Annotated in this window: 13 protein-coding genes; 3 read left to right on the top strand and 10 right to left on the bottom strand. The window is 44.5% G+C overall.

Features of this window, described 5'->3' with window-relative positions:
• Positions 1–19: 19 nt before the first annotated feature.
• A complete protein-coding gene (locus ACFFGT_RS19835) occupies positions 20–580 on the top strand; it encodes an RNA polymerase sigma-70 factor (protein ID WP_377024253.1) in 561 nt (186 codons plus the stop codon).
• 194 nt (positions 581–774) lie between these two features.
• Here the strand turns inward: ACFFGT_RS19835 and ACFFGT_RS19830 are convergent, their stop codons facing one another.
• Positions 775–1,491 (bottom strand): hypothetical protein, encoded by a 717-nt coding sequence (locus ACFFGT_RS19830; RefSeq protein ID WP_377024252.1) that lies wholly within the window; start codon positions 1,489–1,491, stop codon positions 775–777.
• Positions 1,492–1,545: 54 nt separating this feature from the next.
• Between ACFFGT_RS19830 and ACFFGT_RS19825 the strand changes: the two genes are divergently transcribed.
• Both ACFFGT_RS19825 and ACFFGT_RS19820 read left to right on the top strand, forming a co-directional pair.
• Positions 1,546–2,262, top strand: a complete 717-nt coding sequence (locus ACFFGT_RS19825; protein WP_377024251.1) for an SAM-dependent methyltransferase — start codon at positions 1,546–1,548, stop codon at positions 2,260–2,262.
• Positions 2,259–3,860, top strand: coding sequence for an FAD-dependent monooxygenase (locus ACFFGT_RS19820; protein ID WP_377024250.1), 1,602 nt, complete (start codon positions 2,259–2,261; stop codon positions 3,858–3,860). Before ACFFGT_RS19825 ends, ACFFGT_RS19820 begins: the two co-directional genes overlap by 4 nt.
• 105 nt (positions 3,861–3,965) lie before the next feature.
• On the opposite strand, the gene ACFFGT_RS19815 is transcribed toward ACFFGT_RS19820, so the two are convergent.
• From ACFFGT_RS19815 to aspS, 9 genes are all read right to left on the bottom strand, one after another.
• Positions 3,966–5,882 (bottom strand): T9SS type B sorting domain-containing protein, encoded by a 1,917-nt coding sequence (locus ACFFGT_RS19815; protein ID WP_377024249.1) that lies wholly within the window; start codon positions 5,880–5,882, stop codon positions 3,966–3,968.
• Between the two features lie 228 nt (positions 5,883–6,110).
• On the bottom strand, positions 6,111–7,052 hold the full coding sequence (locus tag ACFFGT_RS19810; RefSeq protein WP_377024248.1) for an acyltransferase family protein: 942 nt from the start codon (positions 7,050–7,052) through the stop codon (positions 6,111–6,113).
• A 78-nt stretch (positions 7,053–7,130) separates the two neighbouring features.
• Positions 7,131–7,832 carry a LytR/AlgR family response regulator transcription factor gene (locus tag ACFFGT_RS19805; RefSeq protein WP_377024247.1) on the bottom strand — a complete coding sequence of 234 codons (702 nt, stop codon included), beginning with the start codon at positions 7,830–7,832 and terminating at the stop codon, positions 7,131–7,133.
• A 3-nt stretch (positions 7,833–7,835) separates the two neighbouring features.
• Positions 7,836–9,020, bottom strand: coding sequence for a sensor histidine kinase (locus ACFFGT_RS19800; RefSeq protein WP_377024246.1), 1,185 nt, complete (start codon positions 9,018–9,020; stop codon positions 7,836–7,838).
• Positions 9,021–9,541: 521 nt separating this feature from the next.
• Positions 9,542–10,141: a MiaE family protein gene (locus ACFFGT_RS19795; protein WP_377024245.1), complete on the bottom strand. Its 600-nt coding sequence runs from the start codon at positions 10,139–10,141 to the stop codon at positions 9,542–9,544.
• A 119-nt stretch (positions 10,142–10,260) separates the two neighbouring features.
• Positions 10,261–10,728: an FKBP-type peptidyl-prolyl cis-trans isomerase gene (locus ACFFGT_RS19790; protein WP_377024244.1), complete on the bottom strand. Its 468-nt coding sequence runs from the start codon at positions 10,726–10,728 to the stop codon at positions 10,261–10,263.
• 23 nt (positions 10,729–10,751) lie between these two features.
• Positions 10,752–11,210: an FKBP-type peptidyl-prolyl cis-trans isomerase gene (locus ACFFGT_RS19785; protein ID WP_377024243.1), complete on the bottom strand. Its 459-nt coding sequence runs from the start codon at positions 11,208–11,210 to the stop codon at positions 10,752–10,754.
• Positions 11,211–11,287: 77 nt separating this feature from the next.
• Positions 11,288–11,749, bottom strand: coding sequence for an FKBP-type peptidyl-prolyl cis-trans isomerase (locus tag ACFFGT_RS19780; RefSeq protein ID WP_377024242.1), 462 nt, complete (start codon positions 11,747–11,749; stop codon positions 11,288–11,290).
• Between the two features lie 63 nt (positions 11,750–11,812).
• The gene (aspS, locus tag ACFFGT_RS19775; protein WP_377024241.1) at positions 11,813–13,558 is read right to left on the bottom strand and encodes an aspartate--tRNA ligase; all 1,746 of its coding nucleotides are present in this window, start codon (positions 13,556–13,558) and stop codon (positions 11,813–11,815) included.
• Between the last annotated feature and the right edge of the window lie 386 nt (positions 13,559–13,944).

Raw genomic sequence — 13,944 nt, 5'->3', positions numbered from 1 at the left:
TTAATTAAAGGCAGGATTAATGATCCAGGAAAACAAACTACCTATAACCACATTTACACAGGGTGATGCAAAAGCGTTTGAAACCCTGTTTAGGCTATACTATACCCGGTTAACCTTGTTTTCCAACCGTTTTGTGAACGATTTAACCGTTGCCGAAGAAATTACTGCCGATGTATTTACCCACCTCTGGGAGCGCGGGCATGAGGTTTCCTTTTGTGCATCGGTAAGCTCCTATCTTTTTAAAATGGTGCAAAACCGGAGCCTCAATTATCTCAAGCGCCAGAAAATAGAAAACCTTTACGTTAATTATCTCGAAAAAAACAACCTGTTTGATGAGCTGCGCAATACGCTCGAAAACGGATTGGAAGAAAAGGAGCTTGCCTTGCAGATAGAAGCAGCTATTGCTACCCTCCCCGAAAAATGCCGCGAGATTTTTGTGCTGAGCCGTTTCAGCGATATGAAGTACCGCGAAATAGCCGTACAACTCAACATCTCCCCCAAAACCGTTGAACGCCAGATGGGCATTGCCCTTGAAAAACTACGCCAGGTATTAAAGCATGTAACCTATATGTTTTTTTAGGGGCGTTTTTTTGATTGGATTCCTGTTGTTTTTATAATTGTTGTGAGGTTATTGTGTGTATGCACATTTATATAACATGTCATGAGCATAGGGATTCATGAACTTACCCTAAAATAAGAGAAGCAGTTGAAGACTTACGAAGTTTTTAAAACTTCGTAAGTCTGGATTCTACAACTTGTAGCAAGCAGGGACATTTACGCCGCATTCGAGATATACTTCACTAAACTTCTTTTAGCCACAGGCAGCAGCGTTTGCTCAAGCGGAAAAGTGATATCGCTGTGTACATAGTAAACCGCAGGATTGGGCATAAACTTGTTACGGTTAATAAGGTGCAGTTTAATGCTTTCGGGGGTATTGGTTATACTTTGCTCATAGGTATCAATAAAAGAGATGTTGATGCCGCGGTATTTATCGTCCTTGCCTTCAAAAATAGTGATCTGGTACTCGTAGATCCGGTTGGTGCTTTCCTTGCCGTTATGTAACGAAAAGTAACCATGATAAGGCATTAGGGGTATGATGCCTACCGGATCGATATTAACATGGCTTTCTACAAAATCATAAATGTCCCTGCCGGTTTTTATGGCCGGATCCATTTTGCTGAGGGCGTAAGTAATGATCTGCTCTATTTCCTGCATGCTTTGATCGTCCCTGATGATTTTTTGATAGGTAAGCTTTACAGCATCAATATCGGCCTGGGTTAAGCGCTGCGGAAAGGCCTGCTGTAACAGCGACTTATTCTTTTTAAAATCGATGAGGTTATTGTAGTGGAATATCAGATCGGCCAGGTTGGGGTATAACCGGCTGTTATCAAAGTGGCTGTTAATTTCCTGCAGGTAGCTTAACAGGATATATTTTTTGTATTCAAAATCAATATGACCTTCAATAAACCAGTTTGCGCCTAATTGCTTCATTTTTCCGTCTCCTTTTGATAGCTTAAATTAAACAAAAAACACCAACTTTGCAATATGCCCTATGGAACCCTATATTTAATTCCCGTACCATTGGCCGATGAAGCGGCCGCAAAATCATTTACGCCCTATCTTACCGATACCATAAATAGTATCAAAGAGTACATTGTGGAGAATGAAAAAACCGCCCGCCGCTTTTTAAAAGAGGCCGGATTAAAAATCCCGCAAAGCGAATTGGTTATTCACGATTATGGTAAACATAACCGCGAAACGGGCAATGCCGATTTTTTTAAAGGCCTGCAGGCAGGTAATGATGTTGGCCTGATGAGCGAGGCGGGCTGCCCTGGCGTAGCCGATCCTGGTGCCGAGATTGTTGATAAAGCCCACCGCATGGGTATTAAGGTTGTGCCTTTGGTTGGCCCGAGCTCTATTTTACTGGCGCTGATGGCTTCGGGTTTTAGTGGGCAAAGCTTTGCTTTTCATGGGTACCTGCCCATTGATAAAGTGCTTCGGGCTAAGAAGATCAAAGAGCTTGAAAATACAGCCGTAAAACTTGATCAAACCCAAATGTTTATCGAAACCCCTTTCCGCAATAACCCTATGCTGGAGGAGATCCTGAAAACGGGTAATCCCAAAACAAAACTTTGCATAGCCTGCGACCTTACCGCCGCTACCGAGTTTGTGCAAACCAAAACCATTGCCGAATGGCAAAAGAAAGTTCCGGAACTGCATAAACGCCCAACCATCTTTTTACTCTACCACAGCAATAAATGACCATAAGCCAGCAGCATACCCAGGTAGTAATAGTAGGCGCCGGTCCATCGGGTTTGATGATGGCCGCCCAGCTTTTACGTTATGGTGTGCAGCCGGTAATTATTGATAGCAAACAGGGGCCAACCATGCATTCAAAGGCGCTGGCTGTTCAGTCGCGTTCTATGGAAATCTACCGCCAGATGGGCGTTATCGATAAAGTTCTCAGTGACGGTAAACGGGGCGGCGGTGTACAGTTTAACCAGGAGGGCGAAGAGGTTGCCAGTCTTTCGCTTGCTAACGTTGGCGAAACGCAAACTGCTTTTCCTTTTATCCAGATGTACCCGCAGAGTAAAAACGAGCGGCTATTGCTTGATTTTATTACCCTTAATTGTTGCCCGGTATACTGGAACACATCACTGCTGTCATTAACCCAGGATGCCGATAAGGTAACCCTGCAGGTGCAAAGCGGCGAAGACAAACAAACCATCACCTGCGACTGGCTGGTTGCAGCCGATGGCGCGCACAGCACTGTACGCAAGCAATTGAACATCCCGTTTAATGGCGATACCTACCAGCACCAGTTTTATTTAGCCGATATTAAAATAGAGGCTGATTTTGGTGATAAGGTTAACCTGTTCCTCTCAAAAAAAGGTTTTGCGGGCTTTTTCCCCATGCCCGACGAGCGGAGCTACCGCGTAGTAGGGAACCTGCCCGACGAGTTTGATAAAAAGGATGAACTTCAAATTGAAGAAGTATTACCGCATTTGCGGGATGTAACCAGGCAGCAGATCATCGTTGAGCATACTAACTGGTTCACCACCTATCGCCTGCACCACCGCATGGCCGATAAGTTCAGGGAGCAGCGCTGCTTTTTAATTGGTGATGCCGCGCATATCCACTCGCCGGTTGGCGGGCAGGGCATGAACACCGGCTTGCAGGATGCCTATAACCTGGCCTGGAAAATGGCAGGTGTGGTTAATAACCAGCTTAAGGTATCGGTGTTGGACAGCTACGCGCCGGAAAGGATGCCTGTAGCCAAAGACCTGCTCAACACTACCGACCGTATTTTTAAAATGATCCTGTCGCGCAACTGGTTTGTTAATTTACTGAAAAAGTATTTGCTACCTATTGTTTTAAAATGGGTATGGAGCAAGCCCAATTTGCGCGAGGCTTTTTTTAAACGGGTCTCACAAACCGGAATTTCCTATCGCGACAGCACAATAAACCTTAACCTGAGCCAAGCCAGCCAGATCAAAGCAGGCGACCGGCTGCCTTTCCTCAAAGTATTCGACGAAAAGCGGCAACTGGAAACCGACCTGCATGAATGGTGCGGCAAGCCGGGTTTTACGCTCATCTGTTTAGGCAAACTCAAGGAGCTCGACCTGTTTACCGTAGCCAAATGGATCACCCAAAACTACGGGGCCAGCCTTAACTTTTTTTACCTGCCCCCTTCAGCAAAAAACCAGCACATTTTTGATGCTTTCGATATTAAGGAAAATCAAAAGAAAGCCCTTGTCGTCCGCCCCGATATGCATATCGGCTTTTTAAATGATGTGGTGGATATTGATATGATGGATAATTATTTGCTGAATGTGGTAGGGGTAGTTCATGGTTCATAGATGATAGTTCATGGGTAACGGTTCATAGTTCATGGATGTTTGCGGATTGTTACTACCTGCTGATTTCTGCTATGAACCATCATCTATGAACCATGAACCCAAAAACTAACGAACCACCATCACCCAGCCACTCATTACATTCCCATTTTTTAAATCAATTACATAATAATATGTACCCGATGGAATGTCCTGTCCGTTGGATCTGCCGTCCCAGGCTTTGGGGTAGCCGGTGCTTTTAAACACCAGCCCGCCGTAGCGGTTAAATACCTGTGTTGTTGAGGTGGGATAAGTGTCAAGTGCCTCGATGTTCCAGGTATCGTTAATACCATCGCCATTAGGGGTAAAAGTATTTGGGATAACCACTTTTTTATAAACCCGCACAAACACCTGATCGATAGCTTCATCTCCGCAACCGACGTTTGATGCCACATGCAGCGTGTAAGTAATATCTTCCAATGGCGAAGCAGTAGGCGTAAGTTCAAGGCTGCTGCTCAGGTTATCGGTCGGAGTCCAGTAATAGCTTACGTTGGTTCCTTTGGTGCTGCCATTAAGGGTGGTTGACTGTCCCTGGGTGATGTACCTGTCGGGGCCGGCATTTGCTACCGGCTTTTTAAGCACGTTTACCTGTACTGTGGCTGTTGAGGTACAGGTGCCATTACTTACTGTTACGGTATAAAGTGTATTGTCTGTAGGGCTGGCAACGGGGTTGGCAATATTGGCATCCGAAAGCCCGGTAACAGGTAACCATGAATAGGTTGAACCCCCGCTGGCATTTAAGGTAACCGAACTACCCTCGCAAATTGGTTCCACTGCATCAACGGCTGCAACAGGCTGGGCATTCACTACAACAGTCACGGGTACTACAACCTCGCACCCCGATGATGATTTAACCGTAACAGAATAAGTACCCGCCGCCGCCGCGGTTACATTACTGATAGTTGGACTTTGAACAGCTGATGTAAAGCCGTTTGGTCCAGTCCATTGATAGCTTACCCCGGTTGATGCGCTTAGCGATAAAGTTGTACCGGCACAAACCGGTGTATTGGCTGTTGCTGTTGAGGAAGGTGGGGCACCAACCGTGAGTGTAAGCACATTAGACGCCGAGCGGCAAAGCGCCGAATTAATATTACCTGCCTGGGCGGTTACCGCGCGGTAATAATAAGTACCGGCTACCGTTGGTGAAGTTATTGTATAACTGGAACTGGTGCTGCTCGCCCCGGTAAAATCCGTCCAGGCGCCGTTACCATTTTTGTATTGCCATAAAACGGTATACCCGCTGGGAATAGTGGTGCTGAGTATATAAGTTTGCGGCACATCTGAACAGGCCGATGCCGTGATTGTTGAACTTGAACTGCTGAAGCTTGCTGCTATCACAGGCCCATAAGGCCTGAAAACAATATCATCAATAGCAAGGTCATTTGCAGGAGCGCCGCCGGCGCTGTTATTGATCATCTTGATCACCACGTCGCCAACACCTGCAGGCAGGGTAAAGTTAAATGACTTCTGTATCCACTGGTAATTGCCGCTGGTGCGGGCAATGGTACCAGTGGTAAAACTTTGGATGGTTGTGCCGTCTGTTTTTTCAATAGCGAAGGTGATATTTGGCGGACTGATATCATTGCTCCTTAACAAATTGACCACCCAGGCCGAAAACTGGTAGGTTGTATTAGAGCACAAGCCAGTGATGGTCCGTTTATAAAAATAATCGGTTTTGGATACGCTGGCATTTACCACCATCATATAGCCGCCCGTATTGCCGGTATGGTCTGTAGCCGACCACCAAACATTACCCGCACCCGCGGTAGTATTTTCAATGGTATAATAACCATCACCCGGGAAATCGGCGCTGGTGTAAGGATAGCTCGTTGAACCGGAATCAGCGGGCAGTGCTCCCGAATGTGTTGAGCTGCCTGAGCCAAAAGTGATGCTCACTACCGGATCGCCAAGGCTTTGCGCATTTGATTTACTAACTAATAAGATGAGAAAAAAGCTGATTAGGAGGGTTAACTTTTTTGCTTCCAACGGAATACTGGTTTAAAAAAGCGCCTGCATGACTACTAACATACAGACGCTACTATCGCAACTATTATGAAAAGGGGTATTATATAAACCATTTATGGGGTTATAATTGGTTTATACCATAAATATGCGGGCATGGCCGGTTTTCATCAACAATGTATCGATGAATAACAGCTTTGTATAGGTGAATTAAAAATGAGGTCGAAAAGAGTTTAAAACGCCTGTATATGATCAGTACCTGATCTTTTTAGATAATCTTAAACAGGGCAGTTCAACCAGGCGATAAAACAGGTAGGCAAAACAGATACTGACAACAATGCCCGTTAAAAACTCAAGGGCTTTAAAGGCAAGTGTTTTGGGCAGGTGCATGCCCATAAAAGCCACAAGGCTACTCCCAACAACATCATGGGTAAGGTATAGTGAAAAAGATATTTTCGAAAAAAATGAAACTACCGGGTAGCGTCTTAACGGCATTGTCAAAAGTGCCATTGCCAAAAGGCCGGCCAGCATGGGCATCCACCCTGCTGTATAAATGCCAATAACAGTTACCGCTATCCCATATATCAATACTTCTATTAATCCTTTTTTGCAGGTTAGGTACAGGTAGTATAAAATGCCCAATGCAAAAAAAGGAAAAACATTTAGCAGCGTTGAACCAGGCACGGATACAAATAAAGGCAGTAAACAAATTACAGGCAGGAAAATGGCCCCCCATTTTTTAATAATAACAGGAAAAAAGAGGCCGATGAACAGGTAATACTGAAATTCAACTCCCAGTGTCCAGTAAACGGGGCTCAGGTATGGCCGCCCCGTAAAATTGTTGATGTAAGCAAAATGGGTTAATATGTTATTAATATCGGGCCGATAATTTGCGTTTAATACATACCCGGCTAATATGGTTAATACTATTGAAGCTATATAGGGAGGTTCAATACGTGATATCCTCTTTAAAATGTATTTGGGGAACAAAGCCCAGCTATAATTTTCGGGGATAGCCCAGCAAATGATAAAGCCCGATAACAGGAAAAACATCTGTACTCCCAACCAGCCATAGCGCAAACCCGGCAATGATTTACCCCCAAGATGAAATAAGGCTACAGCCAATGAGGCAATTGCCCTGATATAATCAACCTGCTGAATATGTGGTTTGGTCTTGCTATCTGCTAAGGTCATTTAATAGGATAAGCTCACTAATATATTGAAAAAGATGAACCGGAGGGAAACATCCGCAGCAGATAATCATTGTTCATTTTACTTCTGTTTTGACCAGTTGCGTGCAAAATCGTTATAGGTTTCACTTATTGGCAGTTCAATATTGGTAAGCTGTACTTTGCGATTTTGAATGGATCGAATCTTGCTTACCGGTACTATATAGCTGCGGTGGATGCGCTGAAATTTAGTTGAAGGTAGTTTCTCCAATACCTTTTTCATGGGCATCAGCGTGAGGATGGTTTTCGCGTTAGTAATATGGATCTTGATATAATCCTCCATGCTTTCAATATATTCGATGGTAGCCGTATCTATCTTAACCATGCGGTATTCGGAGTATACATACAGGCTTTCGTCGGTTTCGTCGGCAGCGGGTTTGTTTTTGTATTTATGGTAATCAATTACTTTTTCAACAGCTTTGGTAAAGCGTTTAAGATCTATGGGTTTTAAAATATAATCAAGTGCCTCCAGCTCAAAACCTTCGTACGCAAAGTTTTTATAAGCTGTAGTAAATATCACCATCGGCTTTACTTCAAGCGAGCGCACCAGGTCAATCCCGGTAATATCAGGCATGTTGATATCAACAAAAAGCAGATCGATGGGATTATTCTTTAAAAACTCGGCGCCGGTTATGGCATCTTCAAATGTATTAACCATTTGCAGCGCCGGGAAGCGTGATACATATTCATTGATCAGCCTTAAGGCCAGTGGTTCATCATCAATGGCTATACATTTAAGCACCATAATTTAAGCTTGTAAAGTAAGTTGAACAATATACTCATTATTCAGGCTGCTTATGTTTAACAAATGCCTGCCGGGGTATAAATGTTCCAGGCGCTGTGTGGTATTTTTTATGCCGATACCTGTGCGCTGGTACTCGCTGTTTTGTACGCTAAAGATCCGGTTTTTGCAGTAGAATGAGATCTTGAGCTCCTGAATATGGATCCTGATATCGATATCAGATGGTTCATGTTTGCTCACCCCATACTTAAAAACGTTTTCAATAAAGGTCATCATTACCAGCGGCGCTATTTTTTTATTATCGATGTCGCCTTCAACCTCAAAATTAACGGTAGTGTTTTTGCCGATACGCAGGCGCTGCAGTTCGATATAATCGCTGATGCAATCAATTTCGCTTTGCAGCGGAACAAAATCTTCAATAACATCGTCGGTAACATAGCGCATAATGTTCGAGAGCTTCATGATGCTATCGGCGGCATTATCATCTTTAATGGCGGCAAGGGTGTAGATATTATTAAGCGTATTGAACAGGAAGTGTGGGTTGATCTGCGCTTTCAGGAATGATAGTTCGGCGTTGGTTTTATCGGCTTCGGCACGGGCGGCGCGCTGCTCGGTAAGCTGCCATTGCTGCACGGTTTTTATAGCCGTGCTCAACGCCATGATCATCAAAAAAATAAACAGACTGGTGCTGTCAAGGGGGCGCATCCGCCTGCGTGGATGCCCGAAGCCATCTCTTTGCTCCATTGAATCAGGATGGAAATAAGGCGGCCGGTAAAACCGGTGCTGTGCATCTGAAGGCGGGCCACCCTGGCCATGATCTCCAAAACGGGGCCGGTCAAAAGGGGGCGGGCCAGGCATCATCATGCCCTTGTTCATTCGCCAGTCTTCGGTGCTTCGGAGCAGCTTGTCAAACGGGCGGAGCATGTAAACACAACCTAATAAAACAATACAGATAATGCTATAGATCAAATACTTTTTTGTTAAAAAGAACTGCGGGATGAACAGATAAGCGTTACTGTAAAAAAGGGCGATATAAGTGATGCAAAATAACCAGTAAGCAGGTTTTTGCAAAAAAGAACCAATAGTAGTATCCTCCTGCCCCCGGGTATTTAAAAAAACCAGCGGAAAGGCCATGAACAGCAGCCAGCCGGCAATGTGGATAACAACTGAAAATACTTTAAAACGCGACATTATGTAAAATAACGCATTATGTTACAGCAATAAAAGCAGGTATCGGTTATTTAAAGATTTGTGTGGATGAAGGTTTCCTAAGTTGTAAGTATATAGTTTTGAGTCTCAGGTTAAGAAGTTATACAAGCTAATAACTTAGACTTACGATTTAGAAGCCGTTCAAAAACAAAAACGTCATTGCGAGGTACGAAGCAATCCCCGATTAGCAGAGCGGCTATGCAGATTGCCCTGTATAGTTTGGGATTGCTTCGTGCTTTATAATGACGTGACTGTAAGTTATTGATTATTAAGTATGTTTTTTTTTTGATCGATTTATGAATATGGGCGTTGCCTGCGGCCGTGCTATCCGCTCTGCACCACCTGTCCCGATACCCATCGGGAGGCATTAGCCACAAGGCCGGTATCCGCAACTATCACTAACGCGGCCCCCGCACACCATCTTTGAAATATATTTTATACGTCATTACGGTTGTTTTCAGGGTTTCCCTGATGGTACTCGCAATGACGCTTTTTTATAAACTTCACCCATGTATAGTTTCACCCTTGCCATAATTCTGGATCACCTGGGCTTCATATTCCAGGAATTGTTTCCAGCGGGCATCAACATCAATTTCTTCGGCATATTTTTTTGCCAGGCGGATGAACATGGAATAGTGGGTTGCCTCGCTGATCATCAGCTCGTGGTAAAAGGTTGCCAGCTGGTTGTCATTAATATTTTCGGAGAGTACCTTGAAGCGCTCACAGCTGCGGGCTTCAATCATCGCCGAAAACAGCAGCCTGTCGATGAGCTGAGCTTCCCGGCCACCGCCTATGATGATAAATTTCCGGAGCTCGTTCACATAGTTATCCTTGCGCTCGCGCCCAAGGATATAGCCGCGTTCAAGAATAATATCGTGTACGCGTTTAAAATGATCCATTTCTTCCTGTACCAGCAAGGCCATTTCCTGCACCAGTTCGCTCAGGTTAGGGTTTTGAACAATAAGGGTAATAGCATTACTGGCCGCCTTTTGTTCGCAAAAAGCATGATCGGTTAAAATTTCTTCAATATTGCTCTCTACCACGTTTTTAACCCAAAGCGGATCGGTAGGCAACTGCAGTTTTAAAATGGTTTTCTCGCTCACAGTACAAAGATAGCTGTTAGAGGTGAAAGGATAAAGGTCAAAGGCGAAAGGTTGTTTTCAATGCAGCTTTAAATAATAAAGGCCACCTTTTTAGGATGGCCTTTATATCTGGTGTTTGATTACTGCACTATCTTTTTAAGTGTAATATTAAAAATCACTATGGAGTTAGGCGGTACCTGGCTGGTGCCATATACGCCATAAGCTAACCTTGAAGGAACAATAAGCAGGATTTGCCCGCCGGTAGCAATCATTGGGATACCTATTTGCCAGCCTGTTAATAAAGTATTTAACTTGTTGCTGTAATCTGTTTGGCCCGCAATGCTTACACCGCTAAACAACTGGCCCGAATAGTCAATGGTAACTGTTGCATTTGGTCCTGCGTGTGTACCTGTGCCCGGGTTCAGGATCTGGTAGTAAACACCTGAGGTGTCTTTTGTAGCACTTATTTCGGGATGTGCTGCAAGGTAAATTTTGATATTGCCGTCCTCATTCAAAACAGTTTGCTTCGGGTCGGGCGATTTATCTTTAAAACAGGCAGACAGTACCAGGAGTGGCACAAACAATAACAGCAACAGGTTCTTTCTCATTTCAGGGTATAGGATCAGTAAAATTAACTAAAACTAAGCAGATCAATTGTAAATACCAACACCGAATTTGCGGGAATTGAGCCTGCTGCGCTATTACCATAGCCTGCCCTTGACGGGATTACCAAAATGATCCGGCCACCGGTTTTTGCATATGGAATGCCCGATTGCCAGCCGGCGATGAGCCCGCTAAGGCCCTGGGTTATTGTAGCCGACTGAAAAGTGGAACCATCAAGCAATTTTCCTGTATAGGTTACTTTAACGGTTGATGTAATTTTAGGATGGTCGCCTGTTCCGGCTGTTACAATTTTGTAGTAAACACCAGAGCCATCGGCAGTAGCATGAAAAGCAGTATCTGTACCGATGTAAGCTTTAATAGCAGCATCATCTGCAGCTGCTTGTTTTGAGGCGTCGAATTTATTGTCTTTTGAGCATGAGGCGAGGATCACCAGGGGGGCGAATACGAATAATAGAAATTTCTTCATTTAGTTAATAGTTCTGTTTGAATTAATCTGACGGATAAAAGCTACAAAACGCTACATACTTCAACTTATTTTAAAGCTTATCTAAATTCGGTCAAATCAACATTGAAAATTAATACGGAGTTTTCCGGGACACGGCCTACGCCATTTGCGCCATATGCAAGGCCCGATGGTACGATGAGCAATATGCTGCCGCCTTCTTTTACCAATGGAATACCGATCTGCCAGCCTTTAATGAGGTGATCAAGCGGGCTCGAAAAACCGCTGCCTTTATCAACAACCATGTCATTTAACATAGCGGCCGTATAATTCACCGTAACCATAGAATTATCGTTAGGGTGATCTCCTTTGCCTTCGGCCAGGATCTGGTAATAAATACCCGATGGGTGTTTCTGCACTTTGACCTGCGGATTGGCTTTCAGGTAAATACGGATCAGCGAATCGTCTGTTTTGGCTTGTTTGGCCTGGTTTAATTTCGCGGAATTATCACATGATATTAGTGTAATGATAACCGCGCTTAACAATAAAAGGTATTTTTTCATGATGCTTATCCAAATAAAAGCCCCCTTTGCAATAAAGGAGGCTTAGTTTATGTTTTGGGTTAATTAAACCGTTGTTTTAATTTTTAGCTCGGTCATTTGTGCTTCGGCAATGGTTGAAGGCGAATCGATCATCACATCGCGGCCCGAGTTATTTTTAGGGAAGGCTATCACATCGCGGATAGAATCCAGACCGGCAAAGATCGATGCCAGGCGGTCGAACCCAAAAGCGATACCACCATGCGGAGGCGCGCCATATTCAAAGGCATCCATCAAAAAGCCAAATTGCTTTTGAGCTTCTTCGGGTGAGAAACCAAGATGTTTGAACATCAGCGATTGCAGGCCACGATCATGGATCCTGATAGAGCCACCGCCGATCTCAGTTCCGTTGATCACCAAATCATAAGCATTGGCACGTACAGCCCCTGGTTCGGTATCAAGCATGGCAATATCCTCTGGCTTTGGCGAAGTGAACGGATGGTGCATAGCATGGTAACGGCCACTTTCCTCATCCCACTCCAACAGCGGGAAGTCAACCACCCACAGCGGTGCAAAAGTATTTTTATCGCGCAGGCCTAAACGGCTGCCCATTTCTAAACGCAGCTCGTTCAGTTGTTTACGCACCTTATCAGCGCCACCAGCCAGGATCAGCATCAAATCGCCTTTTTCGGCATTGAAAGCTGCAGCCCAGTTGGTCAGTTCATCTTCATTATAAAATTTATCTACCGATGATTTCAGGGTGCCATCCTCATTGTAACGGCAATAGATCATACCGGTAACGCCAATTTGCGGGCGTTTTAACCATTCGGTTAGCTCATCAACCTGTTTACGGGTATAATTTGCACAACCTTTGGCATTGATACCTACAACCAGCTCGGCATTATCAAAAATGCTGAAACCTTTGCCTTTAACAATATCGTTCAGTTCAACAAACTCCATCCCAAAACGCAGGTCGGGTTTGTCTGATCCGTATAAACGCATCGCATCAGAATACAGCATGCGCGGCAGCTCAACCAAATCAATGCCTTTAACGGTTTTGAACAGGTGGCGGGTAAGGCCTTCAAAAATATTCAGGATATCCTCCTGGCTCACAAACGAAAGCTCGCAGTCAATCTGGGTAAACTCCGGCTGGCGATCGGCACGTAAGTCTTCGTCTCTGAAACATTTCACTATCTGGAAATAACGGTCAAAACCGCTCACCATCAGCAATTGTTTAAAAGTTTGGGGCGATTGCGGCAGGGCGTAAAACTCGCCTGGGTTCATGCGGCTTGGCACCACAAAATCGCGTGCGCCTTCCGGGGTCGATTTAATCAGTACCGGGGTTTCCACCTCAATAAAATCAAGCTTATCTAAGTATTTACGTACTTCCTGCGCCATTTTGTGGCGAAGCACCAGGTTGTTACGGATAGGGTTACGGCGAAGGTCGAGGTAACGGTATTTAGCACGCAATTCCTCACCACCATCGGTCTCATCCTCAATCAGGAACGGAGGCAGTTTAGCCGCGTTAAGTACTTCGATATCAGTAACGGCAATTTCAATTTCGCCGGTAGGGATCTTGGTGTTTTTGCTGGCGCGCTCAATTACATTACCGGTAACTTTGATCACAAATTCGCGGCCCAGCCCGCGGCTTTTTTCGCGCAGGGAGGCATCGCTATCTGTGTTAAATATCAATTGGGTTAAACCATAACGGTCGCGCACGTCAATAAAAGTGGTACCGCCCAAATCGCGCGATTTTTGTACCCAACCGCATAAAGTAACGGTTTGGCCTAAATGGCTGATATTTAATTCGCCGCAGGTATGAGTTCTAAGCATAACAATGTTTTATAAAAGTCTGCAAAAGTAGGTTTTTGATTTCGGATTTCGGATTTTCGATTTCGAATTTAGTAACATGTTAATTTAAAAGCTAATAAAGGAGGGAGAAGCTTAGTTGAAGGCTATGGGATTAGAAAAATTTCAATACAATTATTTCTCGCAAAGGCGCTAAGACGCAAAGAAACATGCTGCCGTCTTGGCGTCTTTGCGAGTATCCACCAGGGAAACCCGGAAAAAATCGTGCTGACGTGCAACATAGATTTTAGTGATGTTGTGCGGGGGCCGCGTTAGATTCTGTGTTGATATGCAAAAGTTATTTTTTTATTTTTGTGTCTTAGGCGGCTTTATGTTAGCCTGTTTAGGGCAGTCCTTCTATTGAGGTGACT

It is taken from the genome of Mucilaginibacter angelicae, from assembly GCF_042434235.1.
GTDB classification, from domain to species: Bacteria; Bacteroidota; Bacteroidia; order Sphingobacteriales; family Sphingobacteriaceae; genus Mucilaginibacter; species Mucilaginibacter angelicae.
Note: the sequence above shows the minus strand (reverse complement) of the source record. Positions and strands in the feature narration are given on the sequence as shown.